Origin of the sequence: Vibrio anguillarum (genome assembly GCF_003390515.1) — a bacterium.
Taxonomy (GTDB): Bacteria; Pseudomonadota; Gammaproteobacteria; order Enterobacterales; family Vibrionaceae; genus Vibrio; species Vibrio anguillarum.
On record NZ_CP031479.1, the window covers coordinates 2250059 to 2275213 of the forward strand.

The window sequence follows — 25155 nt, forward strand, 5'->3', positions numbered from 1 at the left end:
TTCACATCAGCAGAATGAGATAGATGATTAAAGCACTTTTTCATCGCCTAATGCGGCCGCTTGCGGCCGCTTTTGTTGGCGCATTAACCCCACTCGCTTTTGCTCCTTATCAGTTTTGGCCGCTGGCCATACTCACCCCCATGTTGCTATTGTTGCTCATTAATCAGCAACCAGCTAAAAAAGCAGCATGGATAGGTTACTGCTGGGGCTTAGGTTTTTTTGCTTTTGGCATCAGTTGGGTGCACGTCAGTATTGATACCTTTGGTGGTATGCCCAAAATTGCCAGCCTGTTCCTGATGTCATTATTGGTCGGTTATTTAGCCCTTTATTCTGGGCTTTTCGCTGGCTTACTCAACCGTTTTTTCCGTCATAACACCATCAGCCATTTTTTATTAGCCACCCCTGCGCTTTGGCTAATTACCGATTGGCTTCGAGGCTGGGTAATGACCGGCTTTCCTTGGTTATGGCTTGGTTATAGTCAAATTGATAGCCCGCTTGCCAGTTTCGCACCACTGGGAGGCGTTGAGCTGGTCACCTTCTTAACGCTCCTCTGTTCTAGCGCTCTAGCAATGACGTGGCTTAAGCGCTCTTGGATACTCGTGCTCATTCCTCTGACCATATTGGCGACGGGGTTTGGACTACGCAATTTCGATTGGGTCACTCCCGATCCCAGCACACAAACTCGCGTCGCACTGATTCAAGGTAATATTAAGCAAGCGGAAAAATGGCTTCCCAATCAGCGCTGGCCAACCATCATGGCCTACACCGATCTCAGTCGAGAAAACTGGGACGCAGATATTATCGTATGGCCAGAGGCAGCGATTCCCGCATTTGAATTCGAGATCCCTTCCTATTTGAGTAACTTAGATTCTGCGGCAAAAATGAACGACAGTGCGATTGTCACAGGCGTGCTCAACCAAAGCCCAGAGCGCTCTTTTTACAACAGCATTCTGGTACTTGGCACCAACCCTTATGGCGACTACCGTTATGACTCTGACGCTCGCTACCATAAGCATCATTTATTGCCATTTGGTGAGTTTGTGCCATTTGAAGATTGGCTCAGGCCCATCGCACCCTTTTTCAACTTGCCGATGTCTTCATTTAGCCGTGGTGACTATATTCAACCGAATCTGATTGCCAAGGGTAGACACCTAGCCGCGGCACTGTGCTATGAAATCATCTTCAATGAACAAGTCAGAGCGAATGTCACCGATGAAACAGATTTTATCTTAACCCTCTCTAACGATGCGTGGTTTGGGCATTCAAATGGCCCATTGCAACATATGGAGATTGCTCGGATGAGAGCTTTAGAGCTGGGTAAACCGCTCATTCGTTCAACCAACAATGGTGTCACCGCCGTGACGGATCACAAAGGTAAAATAACGCAGCAGATCCCACAATTTGAAACGGCCGTATTGAAAGCAACCATCACGTCGACCAAAGGAGAGACGCCGTATCACGCTGTCGGCACTTGGCCGCTCTACGTCTGGGTGTTACTCAGTTTGATCGTCGGATGGACAAGACGTCACTCACCTCACTCTTAACCTCAAAAAGGCGCATTTCAGCGCCTTTTTGTTGTTTTCTATCAGCAACAATTAAGGTTTTAATGGCTGACGAGTAAAAGCCGTTTGCCCACATTGAATACAAGGCATAATTTCAGTTGGATGATTATACTGGGTTTTATGCCCACAATGGTCACACACTAACATCCCAAGGCCTATCATCTCCCCCGCTTGATACAAACCTTGTCGTTCTAAATCTTGAAACAATTCCACCCATTCCACTTTTGTTTTATCGGTGATTTCAAAAAGCCCCTGCCAAATTGAATTGGTAATCATCAATGAAAATGGGCTGCTTCTGCTCTCTTCAAAGCTATCCGCGAATTCTTTGAGATCCGCTTTTACATAGGCAGAAATAAGCGCCAATTCATCTTTGGTGAGATTATTGGCAGCATCAACAACCTTACCTGATGTCTGCAAAACTTGGGACATTTCATCAGGACTATGTTTGAGCGTTTCAATCACGTCATCCACAATCTCTTCGTAACTTGTTTTACGTTTTGGCATCACCCACCTCCATCAAACCAGATTGGCTATTGTTGTGTACCCCTGCTTTAGGTATTCTATGTCGATCTATTAGACTCTGTTCTAACCGAACTCACAAATTCCAAGATAACCGGATATCATCGATGCAAGAGCAATATAACCCGCAAGATATTGAACAAAAAGTTCAACAGCACTGGGATGACAACAAGACCTTTGTTGTAAGTGAAGACCCAAATAAAGAAAAATTCTACTGTCTTTCTATGTTCCCATACCCAAGTGGCCGACTGCACATGGGTCACGTGCGTAACTATACTATCGGTGATGTAGTCTCTCGTTTTCAACGTCTGCAAGGCAAAAACGTCATGCAGCCCATTGGTTGGGACGCATTTGGCCTACCCGCTGAAAATGCGGCTGTAAAAAACAAAACGGCACCAGCACCTTGGACCTACGAAAATATTCAGTACATGAAAAACCAGTTAAAACTGCTGGGTTTTGGCTACGATTGGAGCCGTGAATTCGCCACTTGCACGCCAGAATATTACCGCTGGGAACAAGAGTTCTTCACTAAGCTGTATCAAAAAGGCTTAGTCTACAAGAAAACCTCTTCCGTTAACTGGTGTCCAAACGACCAAACCGTTCTCGCTAACGAGCAAGTTGAAGATGGCTGCTGCTGGCGTTGTGATACACCAGTAGAACAAAAAGAGATCCCACAATGGTTTATTAAGATCACCGCCTACGCACAAGAACTGTTGGACGATTTAGAAAACTTAGATGGCTGGCCTGAAATGGTCAAAACCATGCAGCGTAACTGGATTGGTCGCTCAGAAGGCGTAGAGCTCAAGTTTGGTGTCAACGGTCATTCAGATCTCGACGTCTACACCACTCGCCCTGATACCTTGATGGGTGTCACTTATGTGGGCATTGCGGCTGGTCATCCATTAGCGACCATTGCAGCGCAAAATAACCCGGCTTTAGCTTCTTTTATTGACGAATGTAAGAACACCAAAGTTGCAGAAGCTGAACTGGCGACTATGGAAAAGAAAGGCATGGATACAGGCTTAACGGCCATTCATCCTTTAAATGGTCGTGAAGTGCCTATTTATATCGCCAACTTTGTGCTGATGGATTACGGTACAGGCGCGGTGATGGCCGTACCTGCTCATGACCAACGTGATTTTGAGTTCGCCACCAAATATGGCCTAGACATCATTCCAGTCATCAAACCAGAAGATGGCTCTGAAGTCGATGTGTCTAGCGCTGCGTACACTGAAAAAGGAGTCCTGTTTGGTTCTGGCGAATTTGATGGTTTAGCCTTCCAAGCAGCATTTGATGCTATTGCAGCCAAGCTGGAGGCTGAAGGTAAAGGCAAGAAAACCGTTAATTTCCGTCTACGTGACTGGGGGGTTTCTCGCCAACGTTACTGGGGCGCGCCGATTCCTATGGTGACCACTGAAGATGGCCAAGTTCACCCAGTGCCAATTGATCAACTGCCCGTCATTCTACCAGAAGATGTTGTGATGGATGGTGTAACTAGCCCAATCAAAGCCGACAAAGAATGGGCCAAAACCACCTTTAATGGCGAGCCTGCACTACGTGAAACCGATACCTTCGATACGTTTATGGAGTCATCTTGGTATTACGCTCGTTACTGTTCACCACAAGCGGACGATATTTTAGACCCAGCGAAGGCAAACTACTGGTTACCAGTAGACCAATACATCGGTGGTATTGAGCATGCTTGTATGCACCTGCTCTACTCACGCTTCTTCCATAAGCTATTGCGTGATGCTGGCTATGTCACTTCTGATGAACCTTTCAAACAACTACTTTGCCAAGGCATGGTATTGGCAGATGCGTTCTACCACACGAACGAGAAAGGCACCAAAGAGTGGATAGCGCCAACTGACGTAAAAGTGGAACGCGACGGTAAAGGCCGCATCACTCAAGCCGTAGACAACCAAGGCCGCAACGTTGAGCACTCAGGCATGATCAAAATGTCTAAGTCGAAAAACAACGGTATCGACCCGCAAGAGATGGTTGATAAGTATGGCGCCGATACGGTTCGTCTATTCATGATGTTTGCCTCTCCGGCTGACATGACGCTTGAATGGCAAGAGTCTGGTGTAGAAGGTGCTAACCGCTTCCTAAAGCGCGTCTGGAAACTGGTTGCAGAACATAGCGCTAAAGGTGTGGCTGAAGCGGTAGATAGCGCCTCTCTGACTGGTGAACAAAAAGCGCTGCGTCGTGATGTGCATAAAACCATCGCCAAAGTGACTGACGATATTGCACGCCGCCAGACGTTCAATACCGCCATTGCTGCGATTATGGAGTTGATGAATAAACTCACTAAAGCGTCACAAGAATCCGTGCAAGATCGGGCCATTCTCGACGAGGCTTTAAAAGCGGTTGTCAGCATGCTTTACCCAATCACTCCTCATATCAGCTTTGAACTGTGGAATGCACTGGGTGAGAGTGATGTAGATAATACCGTGTGGCCGACCTACGACGAATCCGCCCTAGTGGAAGATGAAAAACTGATCGTCCTACAAGTTAACGGAAAACTTCGTGGTAAGCTGACCGTAGCCGCTGATGCAAGTAAAGATCAGGTTGAAGCACTCGGTTTAGCGGACGAGAACGTCATGAAATTTACGGATGGCTTAACCGTTCGTAAAGTTATCTATGTACCAGGTAAGTTACTGAACATCGTTGCGAACTAATATCGCAGCCTAATGTCGTAATAACTGGTTTATCAACAGGGTAGCTCGCTGCCCTGTTGATTTATCTTAGCGTTCTTACCCACAGAGCTATAGAGCGCTAAGATAAGTCACCTAAATATATGAGAACTTAACCCCAATGCGCCAAATTTCGTCTTACTCTCTGAAATTATCGTTAATTGTTATTATGAGCAGCCTACTCTCCGCTTGCGGCTTTCATCTTCGTGGCGATTACTCCGTTCCTGAAGAGCTCAATCGAGTCTCTGTCACCAGCTACGACCAATACAGTACCTTCACTCGTATGGTAAAAAATCAATTACGAATGAGTGACATTGAGATTGTTTCCCCCTCAGAGACGGTGCCAAACATCTATCTAATAAGCGAGAGTGTTGGTGAACGGACGCTTTCGCTTTATCAAAATACTCGTGCGGCAGAAAAAGAACTCACTTTTAATGCAGCGTATCGCGTCACTCTGCCTGAAGTGGGGATAAAAACGTTTTCAACCAGTGTAACTCGTAGCTATCTTGATAACCCATTAACTGCTCTCGCTAAATCGGTAGAGCGAGACATGATTGAAGACGAAATGCGCAAACTAGCCGCAACTCAAATTTTACGCCAAATGGCACGTTTAAAAGCCGATATTGCAGCGAATGAACATCAACTTGAACAACAAGAAAATGAACAGCAGCGAACAGACCAGCAGGCCTATGAGATAAACACCGTGGAAAGTGAACCGTCACAATTCACGGCTCCTGCGACAAACTAAAGGCGAGTAATGAGAATATTTGCTGACAAGCTGGCCGATCACTTAAACAAGCCCTTGATGGGGCTTTACTTACTGTTTGGCAACGAACCGCTATTGCTGCAAGAATCACGCGTGGCGATAGAGAAAAAAGCATTAGAACAAGGATTTGAAGAACGTCATCGTTTCAGTGCCGATGCCCATTTAAACTGGGATCAAGTCTATGACTGCTGCCAAGCTTTAAGTTTATTTTCCAGCAAAAAAATCATTGAAATTGAATTACCTGAAACGGGTGCAAATGCGGCAACAGCAAAAGAGCTCGTCGCCCTAGGTCAATCGCTTCATCCTGACGTACTACTTGTGATTATCGGTGAGAAATTAACCAAAGCACAAGAAAGCACTAAATGGTTTAAGACACTCTCAAGCCTAGGATGTTGGGTGAGTTGCTTAACCCCGGATATCAGCAAACTGCCACAATTTGTCATGATGCGCTGCCGCGCATTGGGGCTAAAACCTGATCAAGAAGCAGTGCAGATGCTGGCGCAATGGCATGAAGGCAATCTGTTCGCACTATCTCAAAGCTTAGAAAAACTCGCGCTACTCTATCCAGATGGCTTACTGACGCTGATCCGCTTAGAAGAGTCATTAAGCCGACATAACCACTTCACCGTCTTTCACTGGGTCGATGCGCTGCTCGAAGGGCAAGCGAATCGGTCACAACGTATTTTACGCCAGCTCATTACCGAAGGCACTGAGCCTGTGATTCTGATACGTAGCCTACAAAAAGAGCTGCTACTGCTGCTGCAAATGCATCAAGATTTAACCCAGATGCCGATTGGCTCAATCTTTGATAAGTACCGAATTTGGCAATCCAAGCGACCTTGGTACGCGGCAAGCTTAAAAAGACTATCGAGAGATAAACTCAAACAGCTGATTGCATTACTCACCCAAGCCGAAAGAGTAACTAAAACTCAGTATGAAACCTCAACTTGGCCAATATTGCAGCAAATCAGTGTTGAATTTTGCTTGCCACAGTCCGTTGTATCAAAGTTGGCTTGAAGGCGTGTTATACTCCGCGCCATTTTGTCAGTAACCAGACCAATTTTTAAAGGAGATGACGCTTGCAACACCACGAATTGAAAGACTTTCTTGCCGATAAAGCCGACGATATGAAAGCCATTGATATCAAAACCTTAGATGTTAAGGGAAAATCTAGCATCACCGATTACATGATCATTTGCACAGGCACATCAAAACGACATGTAGCCTCGATTGCCGAACATGTCGCAACTGAAGTCAAAAAAGTGGGCATGGAACCACTGGGTATGGATGGCGAAAGTGAAGGTGAATGGGTCGTGCTAGACATGGGCAGCAGCATGTTGCATGTTATGCAAGAAGAGCACCGTGATCTGTACCAGCTTGAAAAACTTTGGAGTTAAGTTTTGAAAATTCAGTTGATTGCCGTTGGTACCAAAATGCCGAAATGGGTAGAAGAAGGCTTTCAAGAGTACCGCCGACGTTTTCCACACGATATGCCGCTTGAATTAGTGGAGATACAAGCGGGCAAACGTGGCAAAAATGCGGATATTGCAAGAATTTTGCAAAAAGAAGGCGAAGCTATGCTCGCGGCCGTGCCAAAAAGCAATCGAATTGTTACTCTCGATATTCCAGGTAAGCGTTGGGATACCGAACAACTGGCGGAACAACTTGAAAGTTGGAAGCTCGATGCCCGTGATGTATCGATTTTAATTGGTGGCCCTGAAGGGCTTTCTCCTGCATGCAAAGCCGCCGCAGAGCAGAGCTGGTCGCTTTCGCCGTTGACACTTCCTCACCCTTTGGTTCGAGTGGTCATGGCAGAGAGTTTGTACCGCGCTTGGAGTATTACGGCTAATCACCCTTATCACCGAGAATAACTATTCATGTTACGTAAGCGTAGCCAAATTCGTGACTACCAATCAGAAGCTCGGCTGTTTCGCAACCGAGCAATTGTCTCTTTTATTGCGATCATCATGCTGGTGGGCGTTCTGCTTACCAATTTGTACCATATTCAAATTAACCAATATCAAGATTACAAAACGCGATCCAACGATAACCGAATCAAAATCGTCCCGATTGCGCCTAATCGAGGGTTAATTTATGACCGCAATGGTGTGCTACTAGCGGAAAACCGCCCAGTATTCAACTTAGAGATCACACCTGAGCAAGTGCGCGATATGGATGATACGATCACGCGCTTACAGCAATACCTGACCATCTCACCAGAAAAAATTGCCACCTTTGAAAAAGAGCGTCGTCAGACACGCCGGTTTAATTCAGTGCCGCTTTTGACACAGTTAACACCAGAAGAAGTGGCTATTTTTTCGGTCAATCAGCACAAGTTTCCCGGTGTATCAGTAAGCGCAAGCTTAAAGCGCTACTACCCCTATGGTGAAGTTCTCACTCATGTTATCGGTTATGTATCCAGGATCAATGACCGAGATATGGAACGTCTAGAACGCGAAGAGCGCTCAGCCAATTACCAAGCCACTCGTGATATTGGCAAACTGGGGATTGAACGCTTTTATGAGGATGTGCTGCACGGCACGGCTGGCTACCAAGAAGTTGAGGTCAATAGCCGAGGACGCATCATTCGCACCTTAAAATACGTCCCTCCCGTGGCAGGGAAAGACATTGTATTAAGCTTGGACATTGATCTGCAGCTTTATGTGCACAAGTTGTTGGATGGCCGTCGAGGTTCAATTGTAGTGCTCGATCCAAAAGATAACGGTGTCCTTACCATGGCATCAAGTCCAAGCTACGATCCAAACCCATTCGTACATGGTATTTCTAGCGCCGCCTACAACGAACTTCTCAATGACCCAGACCGCCCGTTAGTCAATCGAGCGACACTTGGTATTTACCCTCCCGGCTCAACGATTAAACCTTTTATTGCCGTCGCTGCACTTCAAGAAGGGGTTATAACCCCAACAACAACACGTAATGATCCTGGTTATTGGGTGATACCAAACTCCAAAACGCGGCCCTTCCGAGACTGGTTGCGCTGGGGGCATGGTCGAGTGGACATTAATAAGGCGCTCGAAGAGTCTGTCGATACCTTCTTTTACCAAATCGCCTACGATTTGGGTATTGATCGTCTCTCTAGTTGGATGATGAAATTTGGCTTTGGTGACTATACAGGTTTAGACATTTATGAAGAAGGCAAAGCGAACATGCCAACGCGTGAGTGGAAAATGGCACGTCACCGAACCCCTTGGTATCAAGGTGATACGATTCCGGTCGGCATTGGCCAAGGGTATTGGACATCAACACCGATGCAAATTGCCAAAGCGACTTCCGTGCTGGTTAATCACGGCAAAGTGATTGCGCCGCATTTATTGCGTTCGACGCTCAAAAATGGTGAAGAGTTTAGCAGGCAAGAGCTTTCAGAATTAGAAACTTCGCCACCGATCGAAGGGGTGCCGAAACGCTATTGGGACATCGCAATCAATGGCATGCGTCTTGTAAACCACGGTAAAAAAGGAACCGCACGGCGCTCATTTACCAATATGAAATATGTCAGCGCTGGAAAATCTGGAACTGCGCAAGTGTTTGGCTTGGCAGAAAACCAAGTGTATAAGGCCGATGAATTAGCCGAACACCTTCGTGACCATGCCCTATTCACAGGCTTTGCACCTGTAGATGACCCGCAGCTTATTGTCACTCTGGTACTCGAAAACGCAGGGGGAGGTTCTGGCAATGGTGGACCCGTTGTTAGGAAAATATTTGACCGCGCCATTCTAGGTAAAGAGGCTGAAAAATAATGGAACTGGATCCTTCAACAGGACAAAATCGAGCGCTTTTTGAGCGTTTGCACATCGACTTGCCATTACTGCTGGGTATTTTGTTATTGATGGGGTTTGGGCTGGTCGTGATGTACAGCGCCAGCGGTCAGAGCTTAACTATGATGGATCGCCAAGCCATGCGCATGGTACTGGCTCTCGGTGTGATGATCTTTCTTGCTCAAATTTCCCCAAGAACTTATGAGTCTCTTGCACCCTTTATGTTTTTCTGTGGCGTACTGTTGTTGCTCGGCGTGCTGTTTTTTGGCGAATCGTCCAAGGGAGCTCAGCGCTGGTTAAATTTAGGCTTTGTTCGTTTTCAGCCCTCAGAATTGCTTAAACTCGCAGTGCCTCTCATGGTCGCTCGCTACATAGGGAAACGTTCTCTTCCACCCACCTTTAAAACCCTAGTCGTTTCGCTGTTAATGGTGTTTATCCCTACCGTGCTAATCGCGAAGCAGCCCGATCTTGGCACTTCAATATTGATTGCAGCCTCCGGCATTTTTGTCATTTTCTTATCTGGAATAAGCTGGCGAATCATTTTTTCTGCCGCCGTGGCTTTGGGTGGCTTCATACCTGTGCTTTGGTTCTTTCTGATGCGTGAATATCAAAAAACCCGAGTCAGAACCCTTTTCAATCCGGAATCCGATCCTCTCGGTGCAGGTTATCATATCATTCAGAGTAAAATAGCCATTGGGTCTGGAGGGTTGTCAGGAAAAGGATGGCTACACGGCACACAGTCGCAACTTGAATTCTTACCTGAGCGGCACACCGACTTCATTTTTGCCGTCATTGCTGAAGAGTGGGGCATGATTGGCATCTTGTGTTTACTCGCTATTTATCTTTTTATCATCGGACGTGGTCTATACCTCGCGAGCAACGCACAAACGGCTTTCGGCCGAATGATGGCTGGAAGTATTGTACTCAGCTTCTTTGTTTACGTTTTTGTAAATATAGGTATGGTCAGTGGTATTTTACCCGTGGTTGGTGTTCCCTTAGCTCTCATCAGCTATGGTGGCACATCCATGGTCACTCTCATGGCTGGCTTTGGCATACTGATGTCTATCCACACTCACCGAAAAGCATTTTCTAAGGCAACCTAAGCATGAGAAAATCCCTATTTATCTTTATATTAACGAGTCTATTTCTCATCGGTTGTAGCTCTTCAAGCCGCTATTCAATAACAGACGACGTGGCCCCTAACACGCCACTCTCGGTTGAGCATATTGAAGATGCACATCCGCAATACGAACCCTATAGTTTGGGCGGCAACAAGAATTACACTTTGAGAGGCATAAACTACACCATTGTCAAAGAGGCCAAAGGATTTACAGAGAAAGGCCAAGCCTCGTGGTATGGAAAAAAGTTTCATGGACATCTGACATCCAACGGTGAAATCTACGACATGTATTCGATGACGGCCGCCCATAAAACGTTGCCGTTACCCAGCTACGTTAAAGTAACGAATTTAGATAACAAAAAAACTGCGATCGTTCGGGTAAACGATCGCGGTCCCTTTCATGAGGGACGAATTATTGATTTAAGTTACGCTGCCGCTTACAAATTGGGTGTAGTTCAAACCGGGACTGCGAATGTGGCTATCGAAGTCATCACCATCGATAAACCCATCACGACGTCACCACAGAAAAAGAAGGCTCAATATCTCATCCAAGTTGCCTCTGCAAAATCAGAGCAAAGAATACGAACTTTATCCGAACAATTGAGTCAAACATTGACGGTTGAAAGCTTTGTAGACAGTGTGAATGGCAGTCATCGCGTATTTTTAGGGCCATTTAATGACGATGCCCTGACTCAACAAACGCTAGAAAAAGTTAAATTACTCGGTTACGAGACCGCCTTCATCAAAGCGCAACCCGTCACTCAGTGACTTATCAAATCCAGTGATCTTGATTCAAGCTCTGGTTTGATAGGTCGTTTCTGTTAAGATATGGACAGTTAATAAGATAATTTGCATTCCTCATGAAAAAACACACATTCTTAAAACCGATTCTAGCGTCTTCTATTGCGCTTTCTGCAACCTTTACTAGCTCAGTATTTTCTGCGCCTATCGTGATACCTGATGCTCCTCAAATTGCCGCTAAAGGCTATGTGTTGATGGACTACCATTCAGGTAAAGTGCTGGCAGAAAAAGAGATGAACACCAAACTTTCACCTGCAAGTTTGACGAAAATGATGACCAGCTACGTGATTGGCCAAGAACTTAAACGTGGCAATATCTCTCCACAAGATAAAGTGGTGGTCAGTAAAAATGCGTGGGCTAAAAACTTCCCTGACTCTTCTAAAATGTTTATTGAAGTCGGCACCACCGTTACCGTAGAAGAACTGAACAAAGGTATCATCATTCAGTCTGGTAATGACGCTTGCGTGGCGATGGCTGAACACATTGCTGGCTCAGAAGACGCTTTTGTTGACCTAATGAATGCGTGGGCAAGTTCACTAAAAATGAGCAATACGCACTTTGCTAACGTACACGGTCTAGATAACCCAAATCTCTATTCAACTCCATATGACATGGCGCTACTAGGTCAAGCGTTGATTCGTGATGTACCAAACGAGTACCGTATTTATTCAGAGCAGAAATATACCTATAACGGGATTACCCAGTACAACCGAAATGGTTTGCTGTGGGATAAAAGTATGAACGTAGATGGTATTAAAACCGGTCATACGAGTAATGCTGGGTACAGTTTAGTTAGCTCTGCAACGGAAGGGAAAATGCGCCTCGTTGCTGTGGTTATGGGGACCAAAGATGAAAATGCTCGTAAATCAGAAAGCAAAAAACTTCTGAGCTATGGCTTTAGATTCTTCGAAACCGTTGCGCCACACAAAGCAGGTGAAACATTCGTCGAAGAAAAAATCTGGATGGGTGACAAAGATAAAGTGGCGCTTGGTGTCAATGAAGATACTTACGTTACACTGCCTCGCGGTCAAGCGAAAGATCTCAGCGCAAGCTTTGTTCTTGAAAAAGAGCTCAGAGCACCAATAAGCCAAGGTGATGTGGTCGGTAAGCTTTACTACCAGCTTGATGGCAAAGACGTGGCTGAATACCCTCTTTTGGCATTAGAAAATGTTGATGAAGGCAGCATATTTAGCCGTCTTTGGGACTACATTATATTGCTTTTCAAAGGGTTATTCTGATATCCCTTGTAGAAGATAAAACAAAGCCGCCTTACCGCGGCTTTGTGATTATTGAGTTCCATCAACATTCGCTGTAGTATTCGCCACCGCTAATCGAATTATCAACGGGAGTTTCCATTATGCTGACTATCAACTCTGATGCAAAACTCAAAGACTTACTCGAGTTTCCTTGTTCATTTACCTACAAGGTGATGGGCCACGCAAAGCCCGAACTTCCAGAGAAGGTTCTTGAAGTTATCCAACGTCACGCTCCAGGTGATTACAGCCCACGAGTTAAACCCAGTGCAAAAGGGACTTATCACTCCTTATCGATTAACATTACCGTCACCTCTATCGAGCAAGTTGAAATACTGTACAAAGAGCTAGGCGAGATCGATATCGTACGTATGGTTCTGTAGCCCAAAAACCGTGATTGAGATGCCTAGCCTCTCATTTTTTGATTTATTCAATTTTTTTTGAAAGCAGCTTAGGCTGCTTTTTTAATATAAATCATATAGCTAGCATATACCCCATCACACTAAGGACAAATTTATCGTCCTCATTAGTAGTCCATTCGCTGGAAGAAGTTTATAATCCAAAAACTTTATTTATACGGTAGATGAGTCACGCTGATGTTAAATTCGCTTGTTGTAAAACGTCTGGGTCGCCAAGAATACCTTCCTGTATGGGAAGCTATGCATGAATTTACCGATACAAGAACCGAAAGCACACCGGATCAGGTTTGGCTTGTCGAGCATCAACCAGTTTTTACCCAAGGCCAAGCAGGTAAAGCTGAGCATCTTCTCAATACTGGCGATATTCCAGTGGTACAAAGTGACCGAGGCGGCCAAGTTACCTACCATGGTCCAGGCCAACTGGTGGCTTATTTCTTGATCGATTTGCGCCGCAAAAAATTAGGTGTAAGAGAATTAGTGACCAAAATTGAACAGATCGTGATCAATACCTTGCAAGCATACCGTATTGACTCAGCCGCAAGACCGGATGCCCCTGGTGTCTATGTCAAAGGGAAAAAAATCTGCTCTCTTGGGTTACGGATCCGTAAAGGTTGTTCGTTTCATGGTTTAGCGCTAAACGTCAACATGGATCTCTCCCCTTTCCTACGCATTAACCCTTGTGGCTATCAGGGTTTAGAAATGGCCCAAGTCAGTGAACTGGGCGGCCCGACAGAACTACAAACCGTAGAAAAACAACTTATAATAGAACTCGTTAACATATTGGCTTACGAGCAAGTAGAATTCAGCACAGAAGCACCTCTTCAAAGGTAAAAAGCATGAGCAAACCGATCCAAATGGAAAAAGGCGTTAAATACCGCGACGCTGATAAAATGGCATTAATTCCTGTAAAAAATATGCCAGCCGCCGAACAAAAAGAAGTTTTGCGTAAGCCCGAGTGGATGAAAATTAAGCTGCCGAGTGATAGCCAACGCATCCAAGAGATCAAATCGGCAATGCGTAAAAATAATCTCCATTCGGTGTGTGAAGAAGCGTCTTGCCCTAACCTAGCAGAATGCTTTAACCACGGAACCGCCACCTTTATGATTTTAGGCGCCATCTGTACAAGACGGTGCCCATTTTGTGACGTTGCTCATGGACGGCCAAATGCCCCAGAGACAAACGAACCACAAAAACTCGCGCAAACCATTAAGGATATGAAGTTGAAATACGTGGTTATCACCTCAGTTGACCGTGATGACCTACGTGATGGTGGTGCCCAACATTTTGCCGACTGTAACCGTGAAATTCGAGCATTAAACCCAGAGATCCGTATCGAAACGTTAGTACCGGATTTTCGTGGCCGAATGGATATCGCCCTTGAACTACTCAAAGATAACCCACCGGATGTGTTTAACCACAACTTAGAAACCGCACCACGTCTATATCGTAAGGCGCGTCCTGGGGCAAACTATAAATGGTCACTGGAACTGTTGAAGAAATTCAAGCAACAACATCCAAGTATCCCTACCAAATCAGGCATCATGATGGGGCTTGGTGAAACAAAAGAAGAGATAGTGGAAGTATTGAAAGATCTTCGAGCTCACGACGTCACAATGCTTACTCTTGGTCAATATTTAGCACCGAGTCGCCATCACCTGCCAGTTGAACGCTACGTTCCACCGTCTGAATTTGACGAACTTAAAGAGATCGCACTAGAGCTTGGATTTACTCACGCCGCCTGTGGCCCGTTCGTACGTTCCTCCTATCATGCGGATATGCAAGCCAAAGGGCTAGAAGTGAAATAACCACACAGCACAAGTTCAATCAAGCCGATGTTCACTCATCGGTTTTTGGGACTCTGCTCAGTTAATGATTGAAGCTTGAATATTGATTCTATGTTCTATGTTCTATAGGCTAACGGCATAGAAAATAGATAACAAAGCTAGGGATTTATTAATATGAAAACGATCAGTACATTAGCACTTGTTACAGCCACTTTAATGGCCGGTTGTGCGTCTAATACTCAGCAAGATAACTATCGTGAAGCCTCCTTTGAGCTTTGTAATACTGAAGTCAACATTTACTCTGTGAGTGATGATGGCCGCGTTCGTATTGTCTGCGCTGACGGCTCTAAGTTTGCCTTAAATAGCGAAAAGACACTTGATACTATGCGCAATATTAATATTGAGTATTGTGATGGTGAAGGTTTAGGCAAATTTAACGAGAGCACTAAATATTACTCTTTTCAATGTAAGTCAGGCACATTGCTCAGCATTGCAAAATAATTCTGAAGAGCACATTCAACAGCGAGAGGCCACTCTTCTTATTGGTGCTCAATAAAATAAATAATGACCAAATAAAAAAGCTCCTAAATATTAGGAGCTTTTTTATTGTGCGTAAAACTACGCGTATACAGGCAAACGCTTACAAATTTCTAACACTTTTGCCTTCGTTGCTTGAATAACAAATTCATCACCCATGTTGTCCAAAATATCACACATCCATCCAGCTAGTGCTTTCGCATCAGCTTCAGTAAAACCACGGCGAGTAATTGATGGAGAACCCACGCGGATGCCAGAGGTGACAAATGGGCTACGCGGATCATTCGGTACAGAGTTTTTGTTCACTGTAATGTTAGCCGCACCCAATGCTGCATCAGCATCTTTACCTGTAATATTTTTATCGATCAAATCGACAAGGAACAGGTGATTTTCTGTGGAACCTGAAACAATGTTGTAACCACGAGCCAAAAACTCGGCCACCATCGCTTTCGCATTGGCGACTACGCGTTTTTGATACTCTTTGAACTCTGGTTCTAGAGCTTCTTTGAACGCGACCGCTTTACCTGCGATAACGTGCATTAAAGGACCACCTTGACCACCAGGGAATACGGCTGAGTTAAGCTTCTTATATAAGTCTTCACCTGCATTCGAAAGAATAAGGCCACCACGAGGACCTGCCAATGTTTTGTGGGTAGTGGTCGTCACTACGTGGGCATGAGGAACAGGGTTAGGGTAAACACCCGCCGCAATCAAACCAGCTACATGCGCCATATCAACAAACAAGTAAGCGCCCACTTTATCAGCAATTTCACGCATTCTTTTCCAGTCGCAAACTTGTGAATAAGCAGAGAAGCCACCGATGATCATTTTTGGCTGATGCTCAACCGCTAATGCTTCCATCTCTTCGTAGTTAATTTGACCTTTTGCATCAATGCCATAAGGAATGATGTTGTACAGCTTACCGGAAAAGTTGACAGGAGAACCGTGAGTCAAATGACCACCGTGTGCCAAGCTCATTCCTAATACGGTATCACCTGCGTTAAGCAACGCCATATAAACCGCGTTGTTTGCTTGTGAGCCAGAATGCGGCTGCACGTTCGCATAGTCTGCGCCAAACAGTTCACACGCACGTTCAATCGCCAGTGTTTCTACTTTATCGACAAACTCACAACCACCGTAATAGCGTTTACCTGGGTAACCTTCAGCGTATTTATTGGTGAGCTGTGAACCTTGCGCTTCCATTACACGTGGACTTGTGTAGTTTTCCGAAGCGATAAGTTCAATGTGTTCTTCCTGACGAAGAGTCTCTTCTTGAATAGCTGCGAACAGGTCCGCATCGTAATCTGCGATGTTCATATCACGCTTAAGCATCTGTATCTCCTGACTCAGATTTTACTGAAAGTTTCAAAAAAACCACACAACGACCAAAAGCAAACGTTTTCGTCACCGTAATATGGCGCACATTCTACATAATTTGATCTGGGTCATAAAGAACAAATTACAGAAATTATCATGCAGTTTTTTCATAATGGATAGTGAGGTAACTCATGCTAAACAGTAAGTTGGATAATGATGAGTTAGTATGTCAACCATTCTGCTTTACACCTTGTAAAGCTGCAATTACATAGGTTTACCTCAATTTTCACTCTCTATCTACCGAAAATATTACTTTTTCTTTACTATGCTCGCCATTCTTAGCTATTAAAATTATTTATCGATGCGAACACACACACGTAAAGAAGATTGGGTTGCCATTTTAACGGGAACCTTTTTGGTCGCACAAGGCGTCTTCTTTCTCCAGTCCGCTCATTTACTGACAGGTGGAACCGCTGGTTTAGCACTGCTGATCAGCCAGTTAGTCCCAGCCTCATTTGGTAGCATTTATTTTTTGGCTAACACCCCTTTTTACATTTTGGCTTGGAAACGATTCGGTCATCGCTTTGCCATCAACAGCGCGCTATCCGGCGCATTAGTCTCTATTTTTGCAGACCATCTTTATTTGGTAATTTCTTTGGAAATGGTCAATGAAATTTACTGCGCCATTGCCGGGGGATTATTAATGGGTCTTGGCATGTTAATTCTCTTTCGTCACCGTTCCAGCTTGGGTGGCTTTAATGTCTTGTGTTTGTTTATTCAAGATAAATTTGGGATCCCTGTTGGCAAAAGTCAGTTGGTTATAGATTGCTCAATTTTAGCTGCTTCTGCCTTTTTTGTTTCGTTTTCCATTGCCACACTGTCTGTGCTCGGGGCTGTCTCACTTAACCTTGTGTTAGCAATGAATCATAAACCCACACGATATAGCGTGACTTACCCTTAAGCTGTCGCAATACCCATAAGATTAAGAAGAGATAAAAATACAACCAAATTTAGCCTTAATTCTTACACCGTAAATGCCCCCCATTATTTTTATTTAAACATTAGCTAGCTCTTATATAACGGTCGTCTAACAAGGTGACCACATTAAGTTAATGCAGTAATAGCAAGTGATTACATCACCTTATCCGACTCTCCGTACTCTATCTCAAATTGAAAAACCCAAAATACAGTCACCCATTCCATATATCACACATCGCGTCTTATTTTTGATGCACCTGATCAGTTGAAGTCGTCGGAGCTTAATATGAGAATGCACTGCTAAAAAATAATTATTATTCGTTACCTTAATAATTGAGCGGTTAGGAGCTTCTACAATGGGTGAAAGAGGAAGGATCCGTATTTCTAACTATCAAGGTAAATTTTTCTACCGCCTGATAGATTGCTTAGTAATACTGATCACAATGTATATTACACTAAAGTTTCACTCACATATCGTTACGATGTCTTATATATCTGTGGGACTTTTAGGGGTTATTTTTTATTCATTTATTGCTGAAAGCCTTGATATATACAGCGGTTGGCGAACCACAAAACTTAGAGTTTTAACTCTACACACTGCTTTTTGTTGGGCTTCAACTGTTGGCTGCTTAACTTTAGTTGGTTATTTCACAAAAACTGGAAGCGATTTCTCACGTTTAATTTTAGGTTTTTGGTTTGTCGGATCATTTATTTTATTACTGCTTTGGCGCTTCGTCGCATTTACAGTCATTTACTATCTACATAAAAAAGGTTATCACACCACTAAAGCTGTCATTATCGGCATGACACCGCAGGGCCTAGAACTATCGAAAAATCTCATCAATAACCCTGAGTTAGGTATTAAACTGACGGGTTTTTACGATGATAGGGGTGATGAACGTATCGCAAGCGATATTCCAGTGCTCGGTAAAGTTAATGATGCATTAACACTTGCCAAAAACGGTGAAGTAAAAAGTGTGTACATAGCACTACCAATGCAAGCCCAGCATCGAATCAGCAAGATTCTAGAGGCCTTTTCGGATAGCACAGTGAATACCTATATTGTGCCAGACTTTTTCACCTTCAATTTACTGCATTCGCGTTGGTATACCATCGGCGATGTTAATGCTTTTAGTATTTTTGACACACCGTTCAATGGGTTAGGTACGTGGCTAAAACGTTTTGAAGATTTAGTCTTAAGTAGTCTTATCTTGATTTTAATCAGTCCTGTCCTTATTGCAGTTGCAGTAGGCGTGAAACTCAGCTCACCAGGTCCCATTATTTTCAAACAGATGCGTTATGGGCTGGATGGAAAGTCTATCAAAGTATGGAAATTCAGAAGCATGCGTGCCATGGACAATGGGAACAAAGTGACACAAGCAACAAAAAATGATCCCCGAGTGACTCCTTTTGGTGCGTTTATTCGGAAGACATCATTAGATGAGCTACCACAGTTTATTAATGTGCTACAAGGTCGAATGTCTATTGTCGGCCCTCGCCCTCATGCCGTAGCGCACAACGAAGAGTATCGAACGATCGTTAACCGCTACATGCTGAGACATAAAGTAAAACCAGGAATTACTGGCTGGGCACAAATTAATGGCTGGCGTGGTGAAACCGATACGCTAGATAAAATGGAAAAACGTGTCCAATTTGATTTGGACTATATACACAGATGGTCGTTGTGGTTCGACATCAAAATCGTATTTCTCACCGTATTTAAAGGATTTGTAGGCAAGAATGCTTACTAGAATGGATAAAGCATACTCATATGAAAACAACTAATTTAAATAGAATCGCGTCCTTTGGTTTGGCTTTTTTTGCGTTATCAGCCGTACAAGCAAAACCGCAACCTAACCCAATTATGACTGAGTCAGGGATTGCTATTGTACCGTTTTTAAACTTATCAACGGGTTATAACGACAACTTAGCAAAAGCGTCACAAGATCTCGAACATTCCCAATATTCAGTGTTCGAACCAGGTATCGGTTTAGCAATAGAGCCGACAAGTGGCCAGAAACATCGCGTAGGTTATCGACTACAAAGAGGCGATTTTTTCAGCTCTAGCAAAGATAACTACACTGACCATTTCTTTGATTTAGCCAGTGACTGGGAGCTCAATTCCAAGCATCGAGTTGACTTCAGCTATGCTCTTGCATTAACTCATGAACAGCGTGGTGATAACGATACGACACTCAATTTGTCGTACAACGAATACAACACCAATAACTTCAACCTCGGTTACGGTTTTGGTGGTGAAGACGCCAAAGGTCGAATAGAAACCAACCTTGGCTGGGGCAATTTGGACTATAAAAACAACCAAAATATTACTCAATACCAAAATTGGGATGAATTACGATTCAACAGCTCTCTATACTATAAAGCGCTGCCAAAAACATCGTTGGTTTTCCAAATTATCGTTAATGATAGGCATTATAGTGATATAGCCCCAGGCTCAACTCTCAAAGACAGCACCCATTATATGGGATATGTTGGTACCTCGTGGGACGCAACAGGGAAACTGCAGGGAAATGCCAAGGTCGGTATGCAACATAAAGATTTTGAATCCTCTTCTAGGGAAGATTTCGACTCTTTTTCATGGGATATTGATGTCACTTATCTCATCCGCACATACTCTGCAGTGCAGTTGAAAACAAATCGTAAATCAACCGATACTGACGGTACAGGTGATTCAATCGATACCAAAGTGTATAACGCAAATTGGACACACAATTGGAGTGACATCATCTCTTCTAACGTCGATTATTCTCTATTAAGCGAGAATTACACCAGCACTGCTCGCGACGATGACACCAGTAAGGTAACACTTTCATTAAGCTACGATTTTCGTCGTTGGCTAACATTCAAAGTCGGCTACCAACTTGAATCGAGAGATTCCAGCATCAGTTCGTTAAGCTACGATCAAAATGTTTATTACTTTGCTATTGAAGGTGTGATGTAACTTACGATGAAGTACTTCTTAGTCATTCTATTGAGTTGTCTTTCCTGGTCAACATTGGCCAATGAGAGTTTTTATAAGTTAGGCGTTGGGGATCAAATTCGGATTCAAGTTTATGATGAACCAGAGTTATCTATTGAAACGCGTGTGGGTGACAGTGGTAACATTGATTACCCTTTTTTGGGACGAATTAAACTGAAAGGAAAAACGATTGAGGAAGTAAAAACTGTTATCCACAATGGTTTAATCGATGGGTATCTGGTTAATCCCAATGTTTTTGTCAGCATAGTCGAATATCGTCCCTATTTTATCAACGGACAAGTGAAAATATCCGGGAGTTACCCGTATCATCCGGGGTTAACCGTAAACAAAGCCATTACGATTGCGGGTGGATTCACTGAGCGAGCGTCTAAAACTAAGATCTATATATCATCAAGTGATGCTCCTGAGGCCAAGCCAGTAAAAGTAACATTGCTTCATAAAATTCAGCCTGGTGACATTCTCACCGTAGAAGAAAGCTTTTTTTAGGTAACTTAGTTGTATGGAAAACTCTTTAATTAAAAATCACTTGAACTCAGATGAACTTATTGATATTCGTCAGTATTTTCATGTTCTTCTCAACTATAAATGGCGTATTCTACTTTTTTCTACAATGGTTACCGCCATCGCCGTATTGATTGCATTATCGATTCCTTCGCAATATACCGCTCGCGCCTCACTGATCATCGAATCAAAACAAGCAAAAGCCGTTTCGATTGAAGACATCTATGGTTTAGATACCAAAAGCCAAGAATACTATTTGACTCAAATAGAGATCTTGAAATCAGACCGAGTCGCAGAGGAAGTCATTAAACGCCTTAACCTTGCCAGCCACCCAGAATTTGACCCTACTGTAGAAAATAATCAAAAAACTGGGTTTAAATTCGATGTATTGGAATGGTTTCCTGTTCTAAAATCGTTCAAGAAAGAGCCAGCGGAAATATCACAGGAAGACCAAAACTATCGGACTAGCCGATTGGTTCTGGCTAAGTTTAAGCGTGGGCTAGAAGTTAGCCCAATAAGAAAAACTCAACTAGTGAATATTTTCTACACCAGTAAAGACCCTAAATTATCGGCTCAAATTGCCAATGAGATTGGTAACGTCTTTATGGATAGTCATATCGAAGACAAACTTCAAGTTGAACTGAAGGCGAATAGCTGGCTCAACAACCGCATGGGTGATTTGCGCGAACAACTAAAAAAGTCAGAAGCTCAACTACAAACATTTTTAAAATCTGAAGGACTAGTTGATATCCAAGGCGTTGAAAGCCTAGCATCTCAAGAACTTGAAGAACTGACCTCTCAATTGAATAAAACGAGAGACAGACGCGTTGCAGCTGAGACTCTTTATTTGGTCGCTCAAACGTACAGCCGTCAAGATGGTGACCTCTCTGCCCTTGCATCTATCCCAGAGATCTCTAACCACCCGACGATACGAGATGTCAAATTGGCTGAAGTGCAAGCTGAAAAGAAAGTCTCGGAACTATCAAAACGTTATGGTGACAAACACCCAAAGCTAAAATCAGCTCAAGCCGAACTAGCCTCTGTTAAACGCAATTTAAATTCCGAACTAAAACAGCTACTAAACGGGATCAACAATGAGTTACAGGCTGCTAAGCAAGCAGAGAGTTCTTTACACCGGGAACTTGAGAAACGCAAATCAGAGTTTCAAAGCCTCTCCGTAAAAAATGCACGATATTCAGAGCTAAAGCGCGAAGTCCAAACAAACCGAGAGCTGTTTGATCTCTTTTTAAGTCGTCAAAAAGAGACCAGTGCATCGAGCGACTTTAATGCTACGATTGCTCGTTTTACCGATTTTGCCAATCCGCCCCTCGCCCCAAGTAAACCGAATCGTAAACTGATTGTATTGTTAGCGTTTGTCGCTTCGTTTGGTTTGGCGTGCGTTGTTGCTTTCATTGCTGATGCGGTAAATGATACATTCCTCGATGTAAAACAGGTCGAAAAACAGTTATCACTAAGCTTGCTCGGTATTATACCGGCAATTAAAACTCGAGGTCCCCTGACGCTCAAAACCTATTTTGATTCGAAACACCGAGAGCTAACAGAAGCGATTAGAACCGTTCGGACTGGTTATTTACTTGCCAACACCAACAAAGATCATCATGTTGTAATGGTTACTTCTTCACTACCTGAGGAAGGAAAAACAACCTCGAGTATCAATTTGGCTTTTTCACTGGCACAAATGGAAAAAACACTACTGATTGACTGCGATTTGAGAAAACCATCGGTTGCACACCGTTTTGGCATCTCTGGTTCACAGCCAGGAATGAGCAACTTGCTCATAGGTACGCATACCATAGAAGAGTGTCTCTATACCGATGAAGAATCAGGGCTTGATGTTTTGGCTGCAGGAGTCGTGACAGACAATCCTCTTGAACTTATCTCCTCGCCTAAGTTTGCCTCACTACTCGAAGAGCTAAAGACACGCTATAGCAGAATTGTGATTGATACACCTCCATGTTTAGCCGTGAGTGATGCATTTATGCTGTCGCAGTACGTGGACTCGACCATACTCGTGATCAATGCTCCACACACACGCACTAAAGTAGCTAGAGATGTGGTTGGACGCTTAACGCAGCAAGGAGCGAGAATTGATGGTGTCATATTGAACAAACTGAACACCAAAAAAGCCTCTAATTATAGCGGTTATCATCAATATCAATCCTATTACGGCCCAGAAAAATAACCATGAAGGTCGTGAATCACCCTTTTTTAGCCCATGCTTTGCGTTTGAGCATTGGGCTAACTGCACTCGTTACTCTCTATTTTGCATTTCATTTTTTGACGGCGTCCATTTACGCGCTAGCAACAGAAAGAAATATCGACTACTGGACAAAGCACAGTGATGGTGTAACTTTAGAGCAAGTGAATGAGACAAAACTCATGATACTAAAGGCCCTACAACACCACAGAGACCATCCTCATTACCACAATTTACTGGGTAAGGTCTATGAGTGGGAAGCCTATTTGGGCGATGATGTAGATAAAGAGAGCCGCTTGCTCAATGCAAAAAAGGCCTACTTGGAAAGTGCATTATTGAGACCCACTTGGTCAGATACATGGGCTGATTTATTGGTGATTGAAACTCAGTTGAAAGGGGAAAATATTGATCTCTATTTTGCGCAAGCCGACAGATATGGGCCTTTTACACCCAAAGTGAACAACACACTTTCCCAGATTGGCCTTAACCATTGGTCTATTTTTTCAGCGCCGCAGCGAACTATCATTATTGATCACGCCGCAAGAGCATTAGCTCATCCTCAAAGCCGAGGAGAAGCCTACCAGTATCTAAAATCAAACGGTCTCTTAAAATTTACCTGTGCAGCTATTATTTATAACCCTCAACGTTATACTGAGAAAAATAATCTCTGCAAGAGAGCGCTAGAGTGATCTCGATGATAAAACATTATTCAATAAACCGGCCTATCGCCTTGTTCATGTTAGCCTTGCTTTCTCTTGGTACGGCTTCGCTATCACTGGCAAAAACACTGAATATTCATGCTGAAATACCGATATTTTTGGAAAAGTCACTCGGCGGTGATATTTATCTCCACTTTACACTTGCGCTATTCATTACCTTGGTTTTTATCCGAGTAATTTCCGCCACTCTTCCCCCTATACAGAGCATCTTTCTCGCCATAGTTATCGTCTCGACTTGTTGCGTAATTGATGAAAGTTTACAAATGTTATCGCGTTCACGATCATTCTCTTTGCTCGATTTAGGGGCAAGCTTACTTGGTATAACAATGGCCTCAATAATCTATTACGTTACTAGCAGACTTCAATCTTCAAACTTATGCTCCAAACTAAGACAACCTCGCGCATAAAAACGCCTTAAGAATGAGAATCGAACCCTTATTAACAGAAGTACGATATCACTGGATGTACTACTTCACTTATAATCATCGCAACAGTAAATCGTAGGCTTTTAGGACTTACCAATGAAAAAATCACTATGGATATTTTGGATTGCTATTTCAGCTTTGCTGGCTAGTTCAAGGTTATATGCCGAAACAGAAATTACTTGTTCACTTTATAAAAACCATAAAGTGGCCACAGACACAATAAGAGCCAGCCTAGAACAAGCAGACGATGCCATTATTTCTCTGCAAGCTTTAATGAAACTATGCCCAAGCATGGCACTAGAAATGGCGGACCTAGCGTCTACTCTACACCCACAACTAGCACTCGATATCTTCAATACGGTATTTGACCATATATCGAGTGACCAAGTCGCAGCTTTGACTGCAATACTCGTTAAAAATGCACCTCAAGAGATGCGTTCTGAAGTCATTCAGCTTGCTGTCACTAAATCACCAGAGTCAGCTCAAGCTATCGTTGATGCTGTTATTGCAATGGATTTAATGGACTCAACTGATGTGATTGTTGCTGCAATCTCCGGTGGCGCTGACCCAGCGACCATTACTGAACCGACAGCGGCAGGTACTCCATCGGCTTTACCTGGTGGCTTACCTCCAGTCGCAACGGTGCCAGGTAACACCACAACACTTGGAACCGGCAATGGCAGTGGTGGTGGTACCGCTTCACCAAACTGATCGTTTAATTCGATGCTTTCATCCAGTTTAGGGCAGGTATATTCCTGCCCTT

General features: G+C 43.8%; 23 protein-coding genes. 21 read left to right on the top strand and 2 right to left on the bottom strand.

The annotated features are described in order from the left end of the window. Positions 1-23: 23 nt before the first annotated feature. On the top strand, positions 24-1544 hold the full coding sequence (gene lnt / locus DD616_RS13670) for an apolipoprotein N-acyltransferase (RefSeq protein WP_199867931.1): 1521 nt from the start codon (positions 24-26) through the stop codon (positions 1542-1544). A gap of 51 nt (positions 1545-1595) precedes the next feature. On the opposite strand, the gene DD616_RS13675 is transcribed toward lnt, so the two are convergent. Then, positions 1596-2066, bottom strand: a complete 471-nt coding sequence (locus tag DD616_RS13675; protein WP_029388304.1) for a zinc ribbon-containing protein — start codon at positions 2064-2066, stop codon at positions 1596-1598. Positions 2067-2188: 122 nt separating this feature from the next. On the opposite strand from DD616_RS13675, the gene leuS reads away from it, so the two are divergent. The 13 genes from leuS to DD616_RS13740 all read left to right on the top strand — a co-directional run bounded on the left by leuS (position 2189) and on the right by DD616_RS13740 (position 15197). Beyond that, positions 2189-4762 carry a leucine--tRNA ligase gene (gene leuS, locus DD616_RS13680; RefSeq protein WP_208871800.1) on the top strand — a complete coding sequence of 858 codons (2574 nt, stop codon included), beginning with the start codon at positions 2189-2191 and terminating at the stop codon, positions 4760-4762. A gap of 136 nt (positions 4763-4898) precedes the next feature. Then, entirely contained in the window at positions 4899-5525 is a 627-nt protein-coding gene (locus DD616_RS13685; RefSeq protein ID WP_088732067.1) for an LPS-assembly lipoprotein LptE, read from the top strand. Positions 5526-5534: 9 nt separating this feature from the next. After that, the gene (gene holA / locus DD616_RS13690) at positions 5535-6560 is read left to right on the top strand and encodes a DNA polymerase III subunit delta (RefSeq protein ID WP_013857334.1); all 1026 of its coding nucleotides are present in this window, start codon (positions 5535-5537) and stop codon (positions 6558-6560) included. Positions 6561-6622: 62 nt separating this feature from the next. Beyond that, positions 6623-6940, top strand: a complete 318-nt coding sequence (rsfS, locus tag DD616_RS13695; protein ID WP_013857335.1) for a ribosome silencing factor — start codon at positions 6623-6625, stop codon at positions 6938-6940. Positions 6941-6943: 3 nt separating this feature from the next. After that, positions 6944-7414 carry a 23S rRNA (pseudouridine(1915)-N(3))-methyltransferase RlmH gene (rlmH, locus tag DD616_RS13700; protein WP_013857336.1) on the top strand — a complete coding sequence of 157 codons (471 nt, stop codon included), beginning with the start codon at positions 6944-6946 and terminating at the stop codon, positions 7412-7414. Positions 7415-7420: 6 nt separating this feature from the next. After that, complete coding sequence (gene mrdA, locus DD616_RS13705; protein WP_013857337.1) at positions 7421-9301, top strand: penicillin-binding protein 2; 1881 nt, start codon at positions 7421-7423, stop codon at positions 9299-9301. Continuing rightward, a complete protein-coding gene (rodA, locus tag DD616_RS13710; RefSeq protein WP_013857338.1) occupies positions 9301-10422 on the top strand; it encodes a rod shape-determining protein RodA in 1122 nt (373 codons plus the stop codon). Before mrdA ends, rodA begins: the two co-directional genes overlap by 1 nt. Before the next feature lie 2 nt (positions 10423-10424). Beyond that, positions 10425-11207, top strand: a complete 783-nt coding sequence (locus DD616_RS13715) for a septal ring lytic transglycosylase RlpA family protein (RefSeq protein WP_208871801.1) — start codon at positions 10425-10427, stop codon at positions 11205-11207. Positions 11208-11299: 92 nt separating this feature from the next. Then, positions 11300-12478, top strand: a complete 1179-nt coding sequence (locus tag DD616_RS13720; RefSeq protein WP_017045828.1) for a serine hydrolase — start codon at positions 11300-11302, stop codon at positions 12476-12478. 119 nt (positions 12479-12597) lie between these two features. Further along, positions 12598-12876: a DUF493 family protein YbeD gene (ybeD, locus tag DD616_RS13725; protein WP_208871802.1), complete on the top strand. Its 279-nt coding sequence runs from the start codon at positions 12598-12600 to the stop codon at positions 12874-12876. A gap of 213 nt (positions 12877-13089) precedes the next feature. Beyond that, on the top strand, positions 13090-13743 hold the full coding sequence (lipB, locus tag DD616_RS13730) for a lipoyl(octanoyl) transferase LipB (protein ID WP_017043433.1): 654 nt from the start codon (positions 13090-13092) through the stop codon (positions 13741-13743). Positions 13744-13748: 5 nt separating this feature from the next. Continuing rightward, positions 13749-14717 carry a lipoyl synthase gene (lipA, locus tag DD616_RS13735; RefSeq protein WP_013857343.1) on the top strand — a complete coding sequence of 323 codons (969 nt, stop codon included), beginning with the start codon at positions 13749-13751 and terminating at the stop codon, positions 14715-14717. 153 nt (positions 14718-14870) lie between these two features. Beyond that, complete coding sequence (locus DD616_RS13740) at positions 14871-15197, top strand: hypothetical protein (RefSeq protein ID WP_013857344.1); 327 nt, start codon at positions 14871-14873, stop codon at positions 15195-15197. Between the two features lie 117 nt (positions 15198-15314). Here DD616_RS13740 and glyA read toward each other — a convergent pair whose 3' ends face one another. Continuing rightward, entirely contained in the window at positions 15315-16565 is a 1251-nt protein-coding gene (glyA, locus tag DD616_RS13745) for a serine hydroxymethyltransferase (protein WP_208871803.1), read from the bottom strand. A gap of 346 nt (positions 16566-16911) precedes the next feature. On the opposite strand from glyA, the gene DD616_RS13750 reads away from it, so the two are divergent. From DD616_RS13750 to DD616_RS13780, 7 genes are all read left to right on the top strand, one after another. Further along, positions 16912-17511, top strand: a complete 600-nt coding sequence (locus tag DD616_RS13750; RefSeq protein WP_013857347.1) for a YitT family protein — start codon at positions 16912-16914, stop codon at positions 17509-17511. 373 nt (positions 17512-17884) lie between these two features. Next, on the top strand, positions 17885-19279 hold the full coding sequence (vpsL, locus tag DD616_RS13755; protein WP_069211921.1) for an exopolysaccharide biosynthesis glycosyltransferase VpsL: 1395 nt from the start codon (positions 17885-17887) through the stop codon (positions 19277-19279). A 20-nt stretch (positions 19280-19299) separates the two neighbouring features. After that, positions 19300-20490, top strand: a complete 1191-nt coding sequence (locus DD616_RS13760; RefSeq protein ID WP_013857349.1) for an outer membrane beta-barrel protein — start codon at positions 19300-19302, stop codon at positions 20488-20490. Between the two features lie 6 nt (positions 20491-20496). Further along, positions 20497-21015 (top strand): exopolysaccharide export protein VpsN, encoded by a 519-nt coding sequence (gene vpsN, locus DD616_RS13765; protein ID WP_088732057.1) that lies wholly within the window; start codon positions 20497-20499, stop codon positions 21013-21015. A gap of 13 nt (positions 21016-21028) precedes the next feature. After that, on the top strand, positions 21029-23233 hold the full coding sequence (gene vpsO, locus DD616_RS13770) for a GumC family protein (protein ID WP_208871804.1): 2205 nt from the start codon (positions 21029-21031) through the stop codon (positions 23231-23233). Positions 23234-23235: 2 nt separating this feature from the next. Beyond that, positions 23236-23937 carry a VpsP family polysaccharide biosynthesis protein gene (locus DD616_RS13775; RefSeq protein WP_088728713.1) on the top strand — a complete coding sequence of 234 codons (702 nt, stop codon included), beginning with the start codon at positions 23236-23238 and terminating at the stop codon, positions 23935-23937. 551 nt (positions 23938-24488) lie between these two features. After that, positions 24489-25103 (top strand): hypothetical protein, encoded by a 615-nt coding sequence (locus DD616_RS13780; protein ID WP_013857353.1) that lies wholly within the window; start codon positions 24489-24491, stop codon positions 25101-25103. Positions 25104-25155 lie beyond the last annotated feature (52 nt).